Source organism: Deinococcus sp. Leaf326 (assembly GCF_001424185.1).
Lineage (GTDB): Bacteria > Deinococcota > Deinococci > Deinococcales > Deinococcaceae > Deinococcus.
Window position 1 is genome coordinate 191,678 of sequence record NZ_LMOM01000076.1, and the last position, 19,382, is coordinate 211,059.

The window sequence follows — 19,382 nt, forward strand, 5'->3', positions numbered from 1 at the left end:
AGCCGCAGCTGACCGAAAGTCTGGATAACGGGTGGTCCGGGCCGTTTCCCCCAAAGCGTGAGCCTCTCATGAGGGCGCTTGGCCCGCTTCACATGTCTTCCCTCAATCCTCTCAAGGCGTTCCCGGCCCGGAGCAGATGTGATGCTCGGCGGCGGCGGCGATAGTCGAGGCCGTGCGTGGGCACCCGGCCCGCCGAAGTCTGTCGTCCCGGCTCGACGCCCCTCGACCTCGCCCCCGTGCGGGGCCTTCAAGGAGAAGCGATGTTCTACCACGACAACAAGTTGCAGTACCCCGTGCGTGTGGATACCCCCAGTCCCGTCTTCGCCAAGATGCTGCAGCAGGCCATAGGCGGCGTCGAGGGTGAGATCCGGGTGTGCCTGCAGTATCTGTTTCAGTCCTTCGGGTCGCGCGGCCCGACCAAATACCGCGACATGCTCATGGAGACCGGCACCGAGGAACTCGCCCACATCCAGATGCTCGCCACGGCGGTCGCCCTGAACCTCGAAGGGTCGCCTGCGAGTGTGCAGGCGGCGGCGGCCCGCGAGAACCCCATGGTTGCGGCCGTGATGGGCGGTATGGAGCCCCGGCAGTTCCTCTCGGCCGGGATGGCCGCGCTTGCGGCCGACGCCAACGGGGTGCCCTTCAACGGGTCGCACGTCTATGCCAGCGGCAACATCGTGGCCGATATGTACAGCAACGTGGCGGCCGAGGCGACGGGCCGGGTGCTCGCCTGCCGCCTCTTCGACATGACCGATGACCCCGGCATGAAGGACATGCTGCGTTACCTGATCGCCCGTGACACCATGCACCAGCAGCAGTGGCTGGCGGTCATCGAGGAACTCGGCGGCCAGCAGGCCAACCTGCCCGTTCCCAACAGCTTCGACCAGGATCAGGAGCTTCTGGAGGTGAGCTACGACTTCTTCGCCACCGGCATAGACGGGATCGAGCCACCGTCCGGTCGCTGGACGAGCGGGCCGTCGCTGGACGGCAAGGGCGAATACCGTGTGCGCCGCGCGGTGCCCTTCGGTGAGGAACCGAAACTCGCCCCCCCCATGCCCTCGGGCTACGCCCAGAGTCAGCAGATGATGCCGGGTGCAGTGGACGCGACCGCGGAAACCACCATCACCGGCCGTGTGGACGAGAGCCGGGGCCTGTAGGAACTGCACAGGCAAGCCTGCATGAAGGCGGCCGCCGATCTCAGCAGATCGGCGGCCGCCTCTGTCCTGCGCCCTCTCCTCAGCCCCCGACGTGGACGATGGGGCGGCGGTCGCGGTCCGGCTCGGCGCGGCGCAGGATCTCGCGGGTCAGGGGCGGCACGTCTCCCCGGCCGCCGATTAGGAAGTCGAACAAGAGGTGGAGTGGGCTCTCCTCGGTCCAGCGCATATAGACCTGGGGCGGCGCGCCCCTGCCACTACCGCGCAGGTGCAGCATCACGGCGGCGATGGTGTTCGGTACGCTCGATCCACGCGCGCGCAGTACGCCGTAGCGCCCGACCCGCAGGCCCGTCACCTCGACCACGTCGGTGAATTCGCTCGCGTCGTCGATCTCGACCTCCAGAAAGACGAAGGGGTCCTCGTCGGGCAGGTGAACCATCTGGCGCACCCGCAGTTCCTGTTTCTGGTACTCGGCGGTGGTCGAGCGCCCCGGATGGTGCGATACGAGCCGCAGCGGCCGGATCGGAAACTGCGCGAGCAGTTCGTGCGCCGCCGCGTCGAGTTGAACGCTGCTCACGCGCAGTTCGAAGGATCGGGTGATGCGCGACGAGACGCTTACGGCCAGGATGCCCGCCACGAATAGCAGCGCGATCCACAGGCCCTGGGGATTGTCCACGATGGTCACGCCCAGGGTGTAGACGAAGATCAGGCTGATGAAGCCGAACATCCACTTCATCCGGTGCTGGCCCTGACGCGCCGCCGCGAGGGTCACGGCGATGGCCGCCGAGGTCATCATGGCCAGGACCCCGGTCGCGTACGCCGCCGCCTGCGCGTCCACACTCGCGCGGAAGGCCAGCGTGACCCCCACGGCCAGCAGGAGGTACACGAGCACCAGGGGCCGGTGGGCGCGGCTCCACTCGGGGGCCATGCCGTAGCGGGGCAGGTAGCGGGGCACGATGTTGAGCAGGCCGGCCATCGCCGAAGCCCCAGCGAACCACAGGATGGTGATGGTGGACAGGTCATACACGGTCCCAAAGATCTCGCCCAGGTGCTCGTGCGCGAGGTAGGCCAGTGCCCGCCCGTTCGCCTCTCCCTCCGGCGCGAAGGCGGCGGCTGGGATGAGCAGGGTGGTGACGAGGCTGCTGGCCAGCAGGTAGAAGCTCATGATGAGCGCCGCCGTCGTGAGCAACTTCTTGCCGTTGCGGATACGGCCGGTGGGCTGCGCCTCGGTGTCGCCGGGATCGCCTTTGATCAGCGGCATGACCACCACCCCGGTTTCGAAGCCGGAGAGGCCCAGGGCCAGTTTGGGGAACACCAGCAGCGCCGCCCCGATCAGGGCCAGGGGCGTGTCGAAGGACTGCCACAGCGCCGTCTGCCAGTCAAAGGCGAGTTGTGGTTGCTGGAGGATCAGCGCAGCTCCGTCCCCGATGACCACGAGGCTCAGGCTCAGGTAGCTGATCACGAGGACTACGGCGATGCCGATGGCCTCCTTGAATCCCCGCAAGAAGACGGCGCCCAACAGGGCCAGCAGCGCCAGAGTGATGCCGATTTCGTGCCCGCCCAGCCACGTGTTGAGCAGCGGGTTCTCCGCGAGGTGGGCGGCGGCGTCGGCAGCCGAGAGTGTCATGGTGATGATGAAGCCGGTCGCCACGAAGCCCAGCAGCGACAGCACCAGGAATTTGCTGGGCCAGTAGCTGAGCAGCCGTTCGAGCATGCTGATCGAACCGTCGCCGTGTGAACTCTGCTCGGCCACCCGGCGGTACATGGGCAGCGCGCCGAACAGGGTCACGAGCACGAGGACCAGCGTCGCCAGCGGCGCGACCGCCCCGGCCGCCAGCGCGGCGATGCCCGGCTGGTAGCCCAGCGTCGAGAAATAGTCCACGCCGGTCAGGCACATGACCTTCCACCAGGGCTGAGTGTGGTGCTGGTTCTGCGCCTGCTGTTCGCCTTCGTAGAAGCCCTGCTCCTGTCTGGAATCGTCGTGCAGCAGCCAGCGGACCAGGGAAGCGCGCCAGGGGGGCAGAGGAGTGGAAGCCATATCGCGCGTCAGTATGCGCGCTGCGCCTCCCCGAGTTGACGATCAGGTGGGATGTTCGCTGGGATTCTCCTCTGGGACGCCAGAATGGCGACGGTGGACTTCAGGGTCCACCGTCGCCATTTTGCCCTGTGTTTTAGAGGAAGGTCAGCTTCAGAAGCTCAGGGTGTAGAGGAGCTTGTCGGGGCTGCCGTTCTCGCTAGTCACCACACCGTTGGTGGTGGTGTTCAGGATGGTCGTCCGGGCGCTGCTGGCGCTGATGCCCGTGTTGCCCTGAAGGAGCAGGGCCACGGCGCCGGCCACGTGGGGCGTCGCCATGCTCGTACCGCTGATGGTGTTGCTGGCGGTCGTGCTGCCGATCCAGGCGCTCGTGATATCGCTGCCGGGGGCGAAGAGATCCACGCAGGAGCCGTAATTGCTGTAGCTGGCGCGCACGTCGCTGCGTGTGGTGGCGCCTACGGTAATCACACCACTGCCGCTGGCGCGTGCCGGGCTGACGTTGCAGGCGTTCTGGTTCTCGTTCCCGGCGGCGACTACCATCACGAGGCCCCGGCTGCCTGCATTGTTTACGGCGTCATCCACGGCCGAGCTGGCTGGGCCGCCCAGGCTCATGTTGGCGACGGCCGTGGCGCTGCCTTTGTTGCTCAGTGCCCAGTTGATGCCGCTGATGACCCCGGAGTTTGTGCCTGAGCCGCTACAGTCCAGCACCTTCACGGCGACCAGGCTCGCGCCCTTGGCTACGCCCCAGGTCGAGGAGCCGACTGTGCCGGCGACGTGGGTTCCGTGGCCCTGACAGTCGGTGTTGCGGCCGTCGCCTGTGGTGTTCGTGCCCCACACCGCGCGCCCGCCGAAGCTGGTATGCGAGGTGTTGATGCCCGTATCGATGATGTACGCCTTCACGCCCGAGCCGGTCTTGTTGTAGACGTAGGTTCCGCTCAGGGGCAGATTGCGCTGGTCGATGCGGTCCAGGCCCCAGGTGGCGCCCGACTGGGTGGCGTTGGCGTACATCATGCCGTCCTGCTCGACGTACTCGACATTGGTGTTGGCACGTAGCTTGTCCACGTTCTGGGTGCTGAGCTTGGCCGCGAAGCCCTCAATAGCTTGCCCGTACACGCTTAGGACCGTAATGCCCTGCGGGTCCAGCCCCAGGCTGCCGATCAGGCCGCCGGCACTCTGGGCGCTCAGGTTATTTTGGGTGCCTTCCTTGAGGACCACGATGTACTGTCCGGCGATGGCGCTGGGATTGTCGGTCCCGCGCAGGGGGGCGAGCCCGTTCTCGGTCGGTGCGCTGCCCTGCAGGGGTGACTGTGCAGGCGATTGGGCTGTGGGCGTGGTCGAAGTTCCGCAGGCGGCGAGGGCGAGGGAAAGGGCCAAAACACCGGTAGTCAGACGTGCGTTCATGGGAAACCTCCTGGGAATGTCCTCAACATCGGCCATGGGTCCAGGGCAGCCAAGAGGCGTGAGGGCGCGCTCATAGGCGGTACTGGGCCGGGGCTACATCGACGTTTTGGAACTGGGCCGAGCATAACGGAGTGCCCAGTCGCTACCAAATTGCGCAATAGCGCCGAGGTATTTCCTCAACATGAAAAGATGTTGTACAGATGCATGAAGAGTGCCTGCCGCGGTGAAAAGCACTGGCAGTTTTCTGTCTATACAACTAGATGATTGTTGCCAACATGGGGCAACAGAGTTGCTTAGCATTGTTAGGGTGCGCATCTGTGTTGTCGGTGTAAGATTATTTATTGCTAAGTGGATATTTTTCATCTACTAATACTGGCAAACGCTAGGAATGTTGGGGAGAGTGATTGTGGGAGACCCGTTGTCCTTAAATTTGTGATGAAAAGGGAAGGCGCGCTTTCATCTCTTTCCCATTGCTTTCTCTGTCTGTGAGGCCAGGGGAACCAGTAGCTATAAACTCTCCTATGTTATAATTAAATTTATATGAGATAAATGTCAACACTTACTGTCATTATTCATGCTTTAGCCTAGGCCCGCGCGTATAGCTGTTTACAGGTCCACCAAATTACCGGGTAAGAAATTCAGACACTTAGTATAGGTGTGGGGCAAATCTTACTCCACTAGAAACAGAATATGACTATCTGTATCTCATATAAATTTAATTAACCTAATACCCCAGAGAAAAGTTTGGCCCCCTCAATCTCACCCACCAAGAACCACACCGTACAGCTGGGTCGATAGTCTCCGGACCCTTGCACACGCACCAACTATCACAAAAGAAAGAGTACGGGTCATATCAAAGCTACCTGGGTATCTCACAGGGAGACTCTCTAGGTAACCAACACCCTACCTACAGAGAAAGTAACTGAGTTCCCCACATCGCTTTCCAATGAGGCCGACTTAAGAGCCCCCTCATGCCCTGGTGAATTTGGCACAAGAGCATGAGAGATGTCCGCAAACCTGAGAACCACCTGATCCTCCGATACTGCTTTCGGTGAATCTGACCGAGCCGCCCAGGCAACTAGCACTCGCCGGGTAAGCATATGGAGAGGCAGACCCATTCCTCTCTAGATGAGGGCGTTTTCTCCCACTCTCCTCTCTGAATGCCAATCGACCTTTGCGGTTCGTGGTGACCCTTTGTGTGCGCCCAACGCAACCCCGCCTTCTGGAGGCCCTATGAAACTTTCCAACCTGTTCTACGTCCTGGGATTCGCTTCCGTCGCCCTGAGTGCAAGCCAGTACCTCGGCAGCGGCAAAGCCGATCACGAACGTGACGGCCTGTTCGTCGGCCACTGGGCACCCACCTTCCTAATTCTCGGCAAGATCGCAGAGGACCGTGAGCGTCGGGGCGAGCATCCTCTCAAAGCCAACTGAGCTGGAGGTTGACGGCAGGTGGCCCCTATTCCGGCCAGGCACATGGGAAGGAGCAGGTCATGAACGAAGTGGTCTCGGGTCTGCCGATCATCTGTGCTGACGACCTCATCCACGGCTACGCCGAGGGTATAGAACGTGACTACCTCCTGACCACGCCGTTCGGAGATGGTCACCGTCATTTCATCCCTATCGAGGTTATTGAGCAGGTCGGTGACGCGGTATACCTCAAGGTCACGCCCGAGGAGTTGCTGCGACTGTTCTGATCCTGGAAAGGTGACCTCTTCAAGACACGACTTTCCTAGACCCGCCAAGCAGCTCAGGCCGACAGGCCAATATCCGCCAGTGAGCTATTTTCCTCTAAGGACTTCTGCCACCGAGGCCTGCTTACTGGGTGATACACAGAGCCCAAACCACCAACTTGAGCTGCTTCTACAGGCAGGGCCGACTGGTCCTGCCTTCCCACTATGTGTGCCAGCGTGTGTCAAGCTCAACACCCCAAAGGCCTCTCAATACCGCCTAGCTAACAGTTGCACCTCAGACTTCCTGACCCCTCTAGAGACGTGTGGCTTTTCAGTACGCCGTCAGACCCTCCTGTTGGGCAAAGGCGTAAATTCTCCCTGTCCCAGTCGGTGTGCGGGAGAACTGGACCCTGAGCTGCGACTGACACATCGCGGATGTCCTGAAAAGGAAAGCCACACAGACCAGCGACAAGCCGTAAGTGGAGACAACCACAGGTGCACTACTCAGCCTAGATCTACGGGGGCCGAGCCTGCCACATTTTCTGGCAGGCTCGGCCCCTTCGTCGTAAGCGGTTGCACTTCCTATCCCAAAGGAGGTCCGACCGTACCAGACGGCATGAAACGCTCCAGCTGGTTCCACATTATGCGGCCGCCGAGATGAATAACGCTCCGTTAACGCGCATGTCTTACATTAATGTCACAGCAGACAAATCTTAAGAGAACGTGGGAGTGCCCAGACAGCGCCTGCTGAAGTTTTTCCCTGGACGGGAGAAGGAGTCGAGACGTACCAGACGAGTTCGCAGCTACTCAGCCGATATCTACCGACCATACGTCATCAGGCTTTGCCCATGAGAGACATGGGAAAAGGGGAGTACAAATGAAGCGCACTGCACTGCTGGCCACCGCTGTCCTGCTCGGCACCACCGCTACCGCTGCCAACGTCACAGGGAAGCAGACCACGCCCTTGACCCTCCAAGTCAACAACTTCTGCGTCATGGCCTACACCAACCCCGAGTACAACGGGAGCGCGGGCCTGGACAAGACCTACGAGACCCTCAACCTGGGCACCATCAACGCCGTCACGAACAACACCGTGAGCGACAAGATGGTCATGGCCGTCGACTGCAACAAGGACACCGTGCTGAACATCGTCACCCCCGAGTCGGTCACCCTGACCAATCAGAAGGGCGACACGATCATGATCAAGAAGGACGTGGCCTGGAGCCCCGAAAACCCCTTCACCATGTCGTTCAGCAACGGCGCCAGCCGCGTTCCCGACTACGGTCTCGGCGGCTACCAGTACTACGAACTGCTGGCCAGCTTCAAGGTCGGCGGCGCCGGCACGGGTGCCAACCGCGCCTGGTCGGTCCCCGGCGGACTGTACAAGGGCGACCTGGTCGTCAACTTCAACTACGACGAGTAAACTTCCCTCCTTCCAGGCAACCCGGCCGCGCGGCGGTGGGTTGCCTGTTTGTGCCCTGAGGTGACCCCGGAATGAACACCCCAAGCGCGAGGCTGCTCGGTACCCTGGCCCTGCTGACCGGCATGGCCGGGGCTTCGGCCTCTTCCCCTCCAGCCACCTGTCAGATCGGGCCGGTCAGCAGTTCGCCCATGACCTACCGGGTGCCCACGGGCGCTCAGGGCACCCTGAATTTCCGGGTCCGTTGCCCGGCGGGGCAGGTGTTCGTGCTGCGCCTGAGTACCCCGGAGGGCCCGGTGATGGGAGCCAACGCGTCCCTGCGGTTCTACGGCACAGGCCAGAGCAGCGCCGTGATGTCTCTCGTTGACCTTCCCGAAGACCTGACCGTATCCGGTGAACGGGAATTTTCCCTCAACCTGCGGGCCCAGGCGGGTCAGTGGGATCTGGGAGGCGGGGCCTACCGCGTAAATCTGGAGATCGGCACTGAGCCGCTGAGCTCTTCCCTGCAAGGAGAATGGCCTTGAGAAAAGCAGTCTGGCTGTGGGCCGGTCTGGGTCTGTGTGGCTGGGCCGGTGCCCAGTCGTTCAGCCTGACGCCCACGGCATTCAACATCAATCCCGAGCGCACCAACACCGCGCAGGTCCGGCTCCAGAACCAGACCCTCCAGCCCCTGCAGTTCCGGGTGGAGGTCATGAAATGGAGCATGGATGGCGGGCAGGCAGCCTACGTCCCGACCCGCGACGTGGTCGTGAATCCGCCGACCTTTCAACTCGGCCCCCAGGGCGCGCAGGTCATCCGTGTGGGCGTGCTGAAAAAAGCCGGAGCCGACGAGATGACCTACCGCGTGTTCGTGCGGCAGGTGTCCGACACTGCAACCGCCCAGGTCGACCAGCAGGACGCCCAGATCAACCTGTCACGCCTCATCAACATCTCACTTCCAGTCTACGTTACGCCGCCCAACAGCGCCGCAAAGGTCAGTTTCCGTATGAACATCGGCGGCCAGACCCCTGCGCTGGAAGTCACCAACAGCGGGAACCGGCACCTGACCCTGCGGCAGCTGCGCCTCGTCAGCGGCGACCAGATCTTCCCCCTGGGCAGCAATGCCGTCCTGGGCCGGAGCACCCTGGCCCTGGCCCTGCCGCTCACGCTGCCGGCGGGCGCGGCAGTAGAAGTCCGGTACCAGGACGCCGAAGACAAGGAACAGCGCGCGGCTGTGACGCGCTAGGACAGGTGAAAGTGAAGTGGTGAACCGGACCCCTGGAAGGTCGTTCCTGATCCTGACCGCCGCGCTGCTGTGTGCCGGCTCGCTCTGCGCCGCGCGCGCCCAGACCCAGGGTGAGCCGGCGCCCACGGCTCCACCCGCCGCTGCGCCGTCAGTGATGCCCGCGGCCCCGACCACCCCGGGACTCGCGCCGGCCGTCACCGCTGCGGGGCCGGACATCTGCACGCAGACCCCGACGTTCGTGGACACGACCGTCAACGGCGAGGGCCGGGGCGGCACCCTGGCGTTTCTCGCCGGTGGGGAGATCTGGGTATCACCGGGGGTGCTGCGGCCCACCGAGGCCAGGTACATCGCGCAGACGGTGACGTGCGAGACCGGCGATTTCGTGCGGCTCCAGCCTTCCCTGAGCGTGGTCTTCGACGCGAACGAGCTAACGCTGGACATCCGGCCCGAGCTGGCGCTGCTGCCCGGCGGGGTACTGGACCTGGGGACCGACGCTTCCCAGACAGCCCCGGTTGGCGCCGTGCTCCCGGTCTTCTCGGTGGGAGTCCGCGGCGACCTGCGCCGCAGCGTCCTGACGACTGCCGGGGCCATAGGCAACACGCTGACCCACAACGCCGCCCTGCGCCTGGACTACCAGAACGCGCGGGTCCAGACCTACGGCCAGATCAGCGAGGGGGGGGTGGTCAGCTCCCTGGTCGCGGACCAAGCCCCGTCCAGGGGGCTGGAGGCCGGGCCACAACGGTTCGGGGCCGAGGCGGCGGCACTCTACGACCTGAGCACGGTCCTGAGCGTGGGGGTCGTGGCCTACGCGGATCAAGGCGTTCCCCAGACCGGAACCACGCTGGACACGACTACGGCTTCTCCCTGGGGAGTCAGCACCCAGCGGGTGAGCGGATTGACCTTCACGGCCGGCAGCACGCGCGCCTACCGGCTGCCGCAACTCGTGGTGCCCCTGCCGCTGGACTCCGACGTGAGTATCGTCGTAAACGGCAGCTCGCTGAGGCGGGTGCGGGTGCCAGCAGGCAACCTGACCCTACGCAACATTCCTCTCTCGTCGCCCGCCGGAACGGTCGAGGTCAGCATCCTCGATGCCACCGGGACCCGGACCCAGCGTTTCGGATACACCTCGGCGGACGTGGCCGTAGCGGCGCGCTCACTCGCGGCACAGGGCCAGCTCGGCGTCCAGGGCCGCACCGCTCCGGGAACCTCGGGCCTGATGCCGGCGGCGGCCCTGACCGGCGTCTACGGCATAGATGAGCGCTGGAGCGTCGCAGGCGAAGTCCTGGCCTCGTCCGAGCAGCAGCGCGCCCAGGCGTCGGTGCGGTACACCGACCCCGTGCTGAACACGGGCCTGTCGGTACGCTACGACTCGCGGCTGCGCTCGCCCGTGGTCCTGGCGGGCGACGCGACCTATACCCGCCCCGACTGGCGAGTGGGCGTGGTCGCCGCCGTCGCCCCCGCCGACCTGAGGACGTCGCTGGTCCGCGCGCAGGTGTCCCTGATCCGGCCCCGCTTCGTGACCACCCTGGGTCTCCAGGCTGCGCCCGGCACCGGCGACTACGGCGCGGGTCTCAGCGGCACGGGCCGCCTGACCGACCGCCTGAACCTCGGCGGCGAGGGCGCCGTCACCACGAACCGGGCGGGCGAACTGGGCTGGCGCCTGGGCGTGAGCCTGAACTGGACCCCCTGGGAGAAGGTCACGGTCCTCGTGGGGTCCGCGGTCACCCAGGCGGGTCAGGGAGCGCCGGAGGCCGTCACAGCGGCCCAGGTGAGCTATCAGCCCACCCCGGCGCATACCTTCAGCGCGCTCGTCACCACCCAGCCGGATCAGCCAGCGGTGGGGACCCTGCGCTACGACTACAACCAGAACGTGCTGGCCTCGGTCAGTGCCTCGACCACCGGCGACTTCAGTGTGGCCGGGGCCGCGACCGCCGCGTGGGTGGCGGGCCGGGTCTACCTGACCCAGGACCAGCTCGGGCACGGCGTCCTGATCCGGACCGGGGTACCCCGACTCCCCCTGATCGTCAACGGGCAGCATGTCATGGCCGACGCGCGCGGCGACGCCCTGGTCATGGTCGGCACCGCCGCCCGCACGGTCAATCTGACACCTGACTTCGAGCGCATTCCCTTCACGGTCAGTGTGGTCGAGGACAACCGCGAGGTGGCTCTCGCAGCCCACGGGGTCGTTACGGTGGACTGGATCTCGAATTTCACCCAGAACATGTGGGTGCGTCTGGTCAGGCCCGACGGCGCGCCCATCCGGTACGGCCGCCTCGACCTGCCGGGCAACCCGGCGACCGACGACGACGGCTGGAGCCTGATCCCGCGGCAGGTCGCGCCGGTCACGGTGCAGGTGCAACCCGAGGAAGAGGGCGCCGCCCCCTGCCGCGTGACGGTCCAGGCCGGGCAGGAGACCTACCGCTGCGAGCCACTGCCCTGAACCGGACTGGGTGGCCGTTCGCCTGCCGCGTGGCTGCGCGCAGGACGGCCACCCGGTTCAGCCTGCCAGTCAGTAGAAGTCGAGCTGATAACCCTCGGGTCTGACCAGACGCTCGTAGTCAAACAGCCCTTCACCGTGTGCGCCGGTCCTGGTTTCGAGCAGCCGCAGCGGTTGGAGGGGAGACGTCCCCAGGCCGAGAAGCGCGGCGTACCCTTCGGACGGCTGGAACCCGCGGGTGCAGCGCAGGGTCAGCACGTCCGGCGTCTGCCCGGCGACCTCACAGACGGACTCGACCTGAAGACTCAGGGGAGTGACGGCCTGGCCCCACGCGGTCCCCGAGCAGACGAGGGTAAGGCCCAGCAGCAAGTGGCGCCCTCCCGGGCGGCGCAGGTTCAGAAGACGTGCGAGTTCGGTCATGGCAATGGCTCCCCACATCCGGGCCGTTGAGACGGTCCAGACGTGTTTTCTGGGAGCTACTGTAGGAGTCCTGGTCTCACGGTCTTCTTTCGGGAACAGAGCTGGCCGGGAGTCATGAGCCCTTCATTTTCTAGGTCGCTGCCTCGGCTCTCAGCGGAGGTACAGGGGGCGCAGGGTCCTGAGCAGGAGGGTGAGGGCCACCAGAGCGCCGGCGCCAGCAGCCGCGCTCTGCCAGAGGTCACCGGTCGGCAGCACACGGCTCTCGTCCCAGCAGAAGAAGACGGTGAAGACGGCGAACATCACGGCGTTGACATAGATCATCGGGCACCCATTGTGGCGCCTTCCAGCTGGGACGGATGAACGCCCAGCCAGACGTCCGGTCAGGTCGGCGGTTTGGCCCGGCTACGTGTGAGGCCAGACTCCTGCGCCGGGTCCTGCCCGAAGACCACCCGGTACTCGCCCGGCGAGGCGCGCAGCAGGTGCCAGTCGTCGGTGCCGGCAAGGCGCACGAGGACCTGGGTGACCTCGTCGTGAGGCAACCGGGTAGTGAAGAGGCCGTCGCCGCCGCTCACGCTGAAGCCCGGGCCGTCAGGCAGCCGCACCTCGGCGCCCACAACCGGCTCGCCTGCGCTGTCCATCAGGGTCCAGGCGTACCGGCGCGATTCCTGGACCAGGCCGCCGGCGGGGTCGCGCACGCTGAAGCTCAGGCCAACGGCGAGGCTGCGCAGGTGCTCGATATTCAGGTCCAGCGGCGCCGTCAGGACGTAGTGCAGCGCGGGCCTGGGAGAGATCCCCAGCGCGCCGAACACCTCCGAAACGCGCGGCGCGCTTTCGGCCTGGGCCACCTGCGCCTGCAAGGGGGTATCGAGCGCCCGGACCTCGGCCGGCAGCAGTTCGTCGGGCCAGTCGGCATTGCGGACCAACGTGGCGAGCACCCGCCACAGCACCTGCCACTCCTGGTCGTCGAGTTCCGGGAGCTGAGACTTGAAGTGCGTGGTCACGACGTAACGCAGGTCGATGCGGCGCGGGCGCAGGCGCTTGGTCTCCCGGATGTCGTGGCGGATGTGCATGAACTCGTTCTCGCGCAGCTGCGCGTTCTCGACGATGGCGTACAGGTTGAAATTGATGGTGGGGCGGTTGATGGCCGCCGCCCAGTCCCGCGTGGGTGTGGCGAAGGTGATGTCCACGTCGCTGGCCGGAATCTTGCCGTCCCCGTAGAGCATCGAGCGCAGCGCTTCATGGAGGGCGCCGATCATGGTCGTCCGTCTCTCGTCTTTCTCATCCGCCGATGAGGACTGTCGCCTGCGTGGCGCTCAGGACAGCCCCGCAGGCCAGCAGGTCACCCTGGCGCGCGGCCGGGCGGCCTTCGATGAAGACGGTGGCCGACCCCCTGGCGATGACCTGCGGGCCGTGGGCAGCCAGAGGCGGCGGCTCGCTGTGCGCGTCGCCGAGGCGGGCGGCCGGGACGCCGGCGACCGTGACGGTGGCGGCCCCACTGCTCACCACGCCGCCGTGGGCGCCGGGATCTCCGACGCGGAGGGCTGGAAAGGACATGGCCGCATGTTGCGCGTCCTGACCCGAACTTGCAAGCCTGGATGTCGGAGCGCTGGCAGCCTGGGACCGGTTGCGCCAGCCGGGGTCCGGGCGCTAGAGTTCCGGGGCCGATGTGCCGGTGAACGGACGGAGGCGGGCCGGAGTGGCGGAATGGTAGACGCACTCGACTCAAAATCGAGCGGGAAACCGTGTGGGTTCGAGTCCCATCTTCGGCACCAATAAGAAATCCTCCGTTCTAGACGGAGGATTTCACTTTCGCTCGACACTGTTGTCGATCTTGCAACCTCACGTCACAACACCACATACGGCAAGTGGCTTCTCTTGAACGTTCTATGAGGAATACGTGAGTGGGCTCCCGTAGTTGGCCGACAAACTGAAGTTCTGCAAGGTCCGCGACGCCTTATGGATATTAGCGGTGAGTCGTCTGATCGTGGCGCACGACGACAGGTTCTTTGCGGCGGAGGCCAGCAAGACCGGCGAGACCGAGCAAGCCGAGCCAACCCCAGTCCATCCCGTTATCATCATTCTGAGTGGTGGTGTCGGTGGTCGTCGTGCCAGTGACCGTGGTATCCGTCGTGCTGTCTTGTGCCAGCGCAGGCATCGAGATCAAGCTCAGGGTCAGGACTAGCAGAGCCGTTTTCGTTTCTTGCTTCATGGGTAAACCTCCTAGAACAGTGTGATTTCTTACGCTTATCAACATGTCACACAACCTTGGGATTGTGTGCATAGCAACTATTTTGCTAACGCACACGCTCTGTTTATATGGACTGCGGTCAGCGCAAGAAAGACCTTCTGAGCTCTATGGCCGATATTGAAGTCTCTTGAATCTCCGCCTTCCCATCCCCAGCCCCTGCGAAGATCATCTGATTCGCCATCATGGCCCCAACCGCATCCATCTCAATGATCGTGGCCCACTGATCTGTCGAGTTGACAGCTCAAGCGCTCAGCCAGCCCCAGTCCCTCCTCGGGTGGCAGCACGCCCTTGAAACAGATCAGACGAGGGTCTTACCTGCTCCGTTGGGGAGCACGACCACACCCCGGCAGCCGGCCTTGTTCCAGGCCTCCAGGGCGCCCTGCTGGTGGGCGTAGAGCTGCACCTCCTGGGAGTAGCCGAGTTCGAGCTTGAGGACGCCCGCCGCTTCGTCACGAACCGGCGTCTGCCCGAGCACGGTCATCCCAGGTGAAGAAGTCGGACGCGGCCGCCGGGACCTGAGGGTGCTGCGGTCGAGACGCAGGGTAGGGGCGATGAGGCAGCCACCCTAGCGGAAAGGGAAGTTCCGGGCAGAGAGCTGAGGGACGTTCAGAAAGCGTACCGAATGGTGCAGTAGGGCAACGCCTCACGGAGCAAGACCGTGAACCGCTCGACTGCCCTGCCCTTGAGGCCCCGCCGGTAGCGCAGGTTGACGCCCCCATACTCGGACTGTTTCGTCTCCTGCCACTGCGGTGTCCACAGCAGCGCTTCCGCCTTCGGATGCCAGCCGAGTTTCACCTCGTGCAGCCCCGCATTGTGGGTCAGAAAGATTACCTCGGCCGCCAGCTGCGCCTTGGCCTGTGGGGAGAGCGCTGCATCGATCTGCGCGAACAGCTCCCGGTAGGCGTTCGTCCAGCCCTCGAAAATGATCACGGGAGAGAAGTTCAGGTGCACCTCGTAATCGGCCTCGACGAAATCGTTGATGGCCGCAAGACGCTCAGACATAGGAGAGGTACCGATGTCCACCACGCGCGCCGTCTGCGCAGGCATCAACGAAAAGCGAATGCGGGTCCGGCCCTGGGGGTCGTAGCCGAGCAATTCCCGATTGACATACTTCGTGGCGAAGGACGCCTTGGCGTTCGGCAGCCTCCGGAAGAGGGTGACGAGATCCCGGACATTGCCCGAGATTAGGGCGTCCACGCTCAGGTCACTGTTCTCACCGAGGTCATAGACCCAGGCGTGCGGATCGACCGAGTTGGCCTTTAGTTTAGGCCCCAGTTTCTGAGCGTGGCGTTCCAGTGCCTGGGAGACGTCCCCAATGTTGGCGAACGTGGTGATGGGGTTGGCGTAGCCCTTGTGGCGAGGCACGTAGCAGTAGGCGCAGGACAGCGCGCAGCCGTTGGCCATCCCCGGGGCGATGAAATCAGCACTGCGGCCGTTGGGTCTCATCGTCAGGGTCTTGCGGGTGCCCAGCACGAGCACCTGCCGTTTGATGCGCAGCCAGTCTCCCACCAGCCCGGCATTGCCATGCAGTCCGGGGATATTCCAGTGGGAGGCGACCTCAATCTGCTCGGCCTTGGGAAAGCGGGCCAGGATTTCCTGCCCCCGGGGAAGCTCAGCCGCGCGGGGCTCGACATAGATCTGCCGGATGTCGAGGGGAAAGCGGGGCGGCATCCTGCCAGTAAAGCGCGCCTGACGTCCCAGGAAGGCAAGCAGGCAGACGAAGCGCAACTCTCAAGGTTGAGGACCCAACAGCGCTTCGCGCGCTCCCGACTACCCCGAGCGCCTCACAGATTGACTCCTAGATCAGTGATTTCCGCTCACCGTGACGAGTGTGTTCGGCCCATCCGGTACTGCGGTGTAATACAGTTCTGCCGGCACCGAGCGGCCCATAAAGACTGAATAATGCCGTGGCCCACGCGTTTCGTCTTCCAGCAGGACGTATCCGGCGCGCTTGAGCGGCTCCATCAGTACTTGCGGCTGCCATCCCTGCGCCACATATTGCTCCACTCGGGACAGCCCGCGCCGCATTTCCTGCCGGTACGTCGCAGATACGGGACAGCGCGGCTCCAAACCGTCAGGCAAAGGCATGAGCCCATTCCAGAGCGTACCCGGCTGCCTGATGCAGTACAGGGCGTCCGGTGCAGGCCGCAGGGTCAAGGTGACGACACCCAACACTGCAACCAGAGCGGCCACGCCCCAGATACGCCAGCTCTTCGCGGGCAGGGTCAAGAGCGGGGACAACGAACGAGGCCTTTGACAGCCGCCCGAGCTAAGCGCTGCAGAATGGTGTGGGGCGTGATCTCCGGCAGGTCCGGCGTCATGTCGCACGGGGCGCAGGGGTGACGGGCAGGGCCTTGCTCGCCGCCTGACTCTTCCAGCTCAGCAGGCGCAGGGCGTTCGCGGTGACCAGAGCAGTGGCCCCGGTGTCTGCCAGGATCGCCATCCACAGGTTGGTGTAGCCCAGCAGGGTCGTGACGAGGAAGATGGCCTTGAGGCCCAGCGCAAAGGCGATGTTGACCTTGATATTTCCCATCGTGGCGCGTGAGAGAACCACCAGGTCGACCACGCCCGTGACGCGCTCCTGAAGCAATGCGGCATCTGCGGTTTCCAATGCGACGTCGGTGCCGCCGCCCATGGCGATACCGACATCACTCTGTGCCAGAGCCGGCGCGTCGTTGATGCCGTCCCCGACCATGGCCACGCCGCCCTGGGCTTTCAGTTCGGCGATGATGCGAAGTTTGTCTTCGGGAAGCAGTTCGGCCTGCACATCCAGTCCCAGGTCGCGGGCGATGGCCTGACCTGTACGGGCATTGTCGCCGGTCAGCATGACCGTGTTCACACCCAGAGCGTGCAGCTGGGCCAGCGCGGCGCGCGCGTCCGGTCGGGGCTCGTCGCGAATGGCGATCACCCCGAGCGGTGTCCGGCCCTCCAGCACCACGACAGCGGTCCGGCCCTGTTCCTCAAAGGAGGTGATGGCGCGGCTGAGCTCGGCACTTAAGGGGGCCAGGGTCGCCGCGTGGCGAGGCGAGATGACACTCAGGACGCGGCCCTCGACCGTGGCAGTCGCGCCTTTCCCTGGCAGGGCCTGGGCTTCCGTAGCAGGGGGGACGGCGATCTGACTTTCCTGCGCGGCCTGGGTGATGGCCCTGGCGAGCGGATGGCTACTGCCGGATTCGACGGCCGCCGCGAGGCGCAGCACTTCGGCGCGGTCCAGGCCCTGTCCGAGGACGTCCGTGACTCTGGGTTTCCCGGCGGTGAGGGTACCGGTCTTGTCGAAGGCGATGGTCTTGACACTTCCGATCGTTTCCAGGGCGCCGCCCCCCTTGATGAGGAGACCACGCCGGGTACCGGCACTGATGGCACTGGTGATAGAGGCGGGAACGCTGAGCACCAGCGCGCAGGGACAGCCGATCAGGAGCAGGCTGATTCCCTTGTACAGCCAGTCATGCCACGCGCCCCCGAGCGCCAGGGGCGGCACCAGAATCACCAGTGCCGAGACCAACACCACGCCCGGCGTGTACCACCGGCTGAAACGGTCGATGAAGCGGGCGGTCGGCGCCTTGTTGCCCTCGGCCTCCTCGACCATGTGGATGATGCGGGCGATGGTGTTGTCGTGGGCGGCCTTCTCAACCTGAATAGCCAGGACGCCGTCGGTATTGATGCTCCCGGCGAAGACCATGTCGCCGGCACTTTTGTTGACGGGCACGCTCTCTCCAGTGACCGGACTGTCGTCGAGACTGGAGGTGCCGCGGAGGATCCTGCCGTCTGCGGGCACACGCGCGCCCGGGTTGACCTGCACGGTCTGACCCACCTGGAGTTGATCGGCAGGCACTTCACGGGTGCCTGTTCCTTCGACGAGGAGGGCAGTCTTGGGTGCCAGGGCGGCGAGAGCCTGAATCCCCGCGCGGGCCCGGCCAGCCGCGACGCCTTCGAGAAGTTCGCCGATGGCGAAGAAGAACACCACGACGGCCCCTTCCGGGGCTTCACCGATGGCAACGGCGCCAATGGCTGCGAGACTGACAAGCATGTTGATGCTGAAGGGATCGCCGAGACGGGCACTGGCGACGGCCTTCCTGGCCAGTGGCCAGACACCCAGAAGGGTTGCGGCGATGTACCCAGCGGTCGCGAACCGGGGTTCGACGAAACCGAACAGCCAGGCAGCCAACAACAGAATCCCGGAGGTGACGACCAGGCGGCCTTGTCCAGTCCGGTACCAGGGGGTGCCCGCAGGAGCGACCTCATGGGTGTGGCCTGCGTGGTCGTGCCCCGCATGATCGTGCGCTTTGGGGGCACCAGTGACGGCCGTGGGGGCCTGGCTCAACAGGGAGGGGGTATAGCCGAGGGCCTTCAGATTTTTTTCCAGTGCGGTGCGGGAGGTCTGGTGCTCGTCGAGGTGCAGGGTCAGGGTCTGCTTAGTGAAACTGGTTTTGACCCCCTCGGTTCCCGGAAGAGTGCCTACCATGCGCTCGACCTTGACGACACAGCTGGCGCAGTCCATACCGTCCACGAAGTACGTGAGCGGCTGGGAGGTGCCTGAACGATCCGAGGGAGGCCGAGAGGTCATGAATTTATTATACCTGAGCAGTCATTCATATGTTGTGATACTTCCTGATCACTGTCATCCCTCAAAGGTGCTCCCTGTCAGTGTGATTCTCTGTGCTCTATCGCTATCCTTGTTCCACTCTCTATACCCATGAAACAACCGGAACCCACCGGCACCAGCAGGAACGATCTCGACTCCGTCTCGACCTAGTCGCACTTTCCAGCACATCCCTATTCCGGTTGTCCCTTAGATGAGAGGAACGCGCCGAACCTATTCCAGTTCGGCGCGTTCTCGATTTCATTCCGCGCGCTGGCACTTAATTGCCTCCCGTCAGTTGGACCCCTGCTGCACTACCTGCTGCGCCCCGGCGCGGTGAAGTCGCGCTCGGAAGGTAACGTAAGCGAGCAGTATGCGGACCTCACGCCCACCATCGAGCGACTGCGGGACCTCGAGGTCGAGTGGACGGCCCACCGGCTGCCCAGTGAGGCCGCGCCCGACCCCGACACCTTCGACAGCTCAATCACCTGGGGCGGTTACTGATGCTCCGCTCGGCGTTTCAGGAAGAGGAAGTGCTGCTGCTCATCCTGACCCTCGGCCCCACAGGGCCGCTTGGCGGGAAGGGCACGCCCAGTTACAGCCCCGACGCGACGCTGAGCGGTCTGGTGACTCCCCTGGGGGCGCAGGAGGCCGTCAAGCTTGGCCTGAGCACCACGGCGACCGCCCCACCCGCGCCGCCGGACGCGCCGGAGGCCACGGCGCCGGTCGTCGAAGTCCCCAAGGAGGCTGACAAGGATGCCTGATCTCTCGGCCCACTGGGACGGCTGGTACA

The 19,382-nt window shown here is 64.5% G+C and carries 20 protein-coding genes and 1 tRNA gene; 10 read left to right on the forward strand and 11 right to left on the reverse strand.

The features are described from left to right. Positions 1-260: 260 nt before the first annotated feature. Positions 261-1,157 (forward strand): manganese catalase family protein, encoded by an 897-nt coding sequence (locus ASF71_RS20175; protein WP_056303449.1) that lies wholly within the window; start codon positions 261-263, stop codon positions 1,155-1,157. 79 nt (positions 1,158-1,236) lie between these two features. On the opposite strand, the gene ASF71_RS20180 is transcribed toward ASF71_RS20175, so the two are convergent. Then, the gene (locus ASF71_RS20180) at positions 1,237-3,192 is read right to left on the reverse strand and encodes a hypothetical protein (protein WP_056303451.1); all 1,956 of its coding nucleotides are present in this window, start codon (positions 3,190-3,192) and stop codon (positions 1,237-1,239) included. A gap of 150 nt (positions 3,193-3,342) precedes the next feature. Next, a complete protein-coding gene (locus tag ASF71_RS20185) occupies positions 3,343-4,590 on the reverse strand; it encodes a S8 family peptidase (RefSeq protein WP_056303453.1) in 1,248 nt (415 codons plus the stop codon). Between the two features lie 1,233 nt (positions 4,591-5,823). Here ASF71_RS20185 and ASF71_RS20190 point away from each other — a divergent pair. The 6 genes from ASF71_RS20190 to ASF71_RS20215 all read left to right on the forward strand — a co-directional run bounded on the left by ASF71_RS20190 (position 5,824) and on the right by ASF71_RS20215 (position 11,345). Continuing rightward, positions 5,824-6,021 (forward strand): hypothetical protein, encoded by a 198-nt coding sequence (locus ASF71_RS20190; protein WP_056303455.1) that lies wholly within the window; start codon positions 5,824-5,826, stop codon positions 6,019-6,021. 59 nt (positions 6,022-6,080) lie between these two features. Next, a complete protein-coding gene (locus tag ASF71_RS20195) occupies positions 6,081-6,284 on the forward strand; it encodes a DUF2171 domain-containing protein (protein ID WP_056303457.1) in 204 nt (67 codons plus the stop codon). 853 nt (positions 6,285-7,137) lie between these two features. Further along, the gene (locus ASF71_RS20200; RefSeq protein ID WP_056303458.1) at positions 7,138-7,683 is read left to right on the forward strand and encodes a hypothetical protein; all 546 of its coding nucleotides are present in this window, start codon (positions 7,138-7,140) and stop codon (positions 7,681-7,683) included. Positions 7,684-7,754: 71 nt separating this feature from the next. Then, entirely contained in the window at positions 7,755-8,204 is a 450-nt protein-coding gene (locus ASF71_RS20205; RefSeq protein ID WP_056303460.1) for a hypothetical protein, read from the forward strand. Then, positions 8,201-8,905, forward strand: a complete 705-nt coding sequence (locus tag ASF71_RS20210; protein WP_162243149.1) for a molecular chaperone — start codon at positions 8,201-8,203, stop codon at positions 8,903-8,905. Before ASF71_RS20205 ends, ASF71_RS20210 begins: the two co-directional genes overlap by 4 nt. A gap of 19 nt (positions 8,906-8,924) precedes the next feature. Further along, complete coding sequence (locus ASF71_RS20215; protein ID WP_156373001.1) at positions 8,925-11,345, forward strand: hypothetical protein; 2,421 nt, start codon at positions 8,925-8,927, stop codon at positions 11,343-11,345. Positions 11,346-11,414: 69 nt separating this feature from the next. Here ASF71_RS20215 and ASF71_RS20220 read toward each other — a convergent pair whose 3' ends face one another. From ASF71_RS20220 to ASF71_RS20230, 4 genes are all read right to left on the reverse strand, one after another. Further along, positions 11,415-11,762: a hypothetical protein gene (locus ASF71_RS20220; RefSeq protein ID WP_156373002.1), complete on the reverse strand. Its 348-nt coding sequence runs from the start codon at positions 11,760-11,762 to the stop codon at positions 11,415-11,417. Positions 11,763-11,912: 150 nt separating this feature from the next. Next, positions 11,913-12,083, reverse strand: coding sequence for a hypothetical protein (locus tag ASF71_RS24310; protein WP_156373003.1), 171 nt, complete (start codon positions 12,081-12,083; stop codon positions 11,913-11,915). Between the two features lie 59 nt (positions 12,084-12,142). After that, on the reverse strand, positions 12,143-13,018 hold the full coding sequence (locus ASF71_RS20225; protein ID WP_056303469.1) for a DUF4255 domain-containing protein: 876 nt from the start codon (positions 13,016-13,018) through the stop codon (positions 12,143-12,145). Positions 13,019-13,040: 22 nt separating this feature from the next. Continuing rightward, positions 13,041-13,316, reverse strand: coding sequence for a PAAR domain-containing protein (locus ASF71_RS20230; protein WP_056303471.1), 276 nt, complete (start codon positions 13,314-13,316; stop codon positions 13,041-13,043). Positions 13,317-13,452: 136 nt separating this feature from the next. Here ASF71_RS20230 and ASF71_RS20235 point away from each other — a divergent pair. Then, positions 13,453-13,534: transfer RNA gene (locus tag ASF71_RS20235), tRNA-Leu, on the forward strand. 191 nt (positions 13,535-13,725) lie between these two features. Here ASF71_RS20235 and ASF71_RS20240 read toward each other — a convergent pair. The 5 genes from ASF71_RS20240 to ASF71_RS20255 all read right to left on the reverse strand — a co-directional run bounded on the left by ASF71_RS20240 (position 13,726) and on the right by ASF71_RS20255 (position 18,574). Continuing rightward, positions 13,726-13,971, reverse strand: coding sequence for a WGxxGxxG family protein (locus tag ASF71_RS20240; RefSeq protein WP_056303473.1), 246 nt, complete (start codon positions 13,969-13,971; stop codon positions 13,726-13,728). A gap of 337 nt (positions 13,972-14,308) precedes the next feature. After that, positions 14,309-14,491, reverse strand: a complete 183-nt coding sequence (locus ASF71_RS20245; protein WP_056303475.1) for a hypothetical protein — start codon at positions 14,489-14,491, stop codon at positions 14,309-14,311. A 125-nt stretch (positions 14,492-14,616) separates the two neighbouring features. Beyond that, positions 14,617-15,681: a spore photoproduct lyase family protein gene (locus ASF71_RS20250; protein WP_056303477.1), complete on the reverse strand. Its 1,065-nt coding sequence runs from the start codon at positions 15,679-15,681 to the stop codon at positions 14,617-14,619. A gap of 132 nt (positions 15,682-15,813) precedes the next feature. Continuing rightward, positions 15,814-16,239 (reverse strand): hypothetical protein, encoded by a 426-nt coding sequence (locus tag ASF71_RS23225; protein WP_235514651.1) that lies wholly within the window; start codon positions 16,237-16,239, stop codon positions 15,814-15,816. Positions 16,240-16,327: 88 nt separating this feature from the next. Beyond that, positions 16,328-18,574 carry a heavy metal translocating P-type ATPase gene (locus tag ASF71_RS20255; RefSeq protein ID WP_056303479.1) on the reverse strand — a complete coding sequence of 749 codons (2,247 nt, stop codon included), beginning with the start codon at positions 18,572-18,574 and terminating at the stop codon, positions 16,328-16,330. 351 nt (positions 18,575-18,925) lie between these two features. On the opposite strand from ASF71_RS20255, the gene ASF71_RS24315 reads away from it, so the two are divergent. Further along, positions 18,926-19,093, forward strand: a complete 168-nt coding sequence (locus tag ASF71_RS24315) for a hypothetical protein (RefSeq protein WP_156373004.1) — start codon at positions 18,926-18,928, stop codon at positions 19,091-19,093. Then, a complete protein-coding gene (locus ASF71_RS20260; RefSeq protein ID WP_056303481.1) occupies positions 19,093-19,353 on the forward strand; it encodes a hypothetical protein in 261 nt (86 codons plus the stop codon). Before ASF71_RS24315 ends, ASF71_RS20260 begins: the two co-directional genes overlap by 1 nt. Positions 19,354-19,382 lie beyond the last annotated feature (29 nt).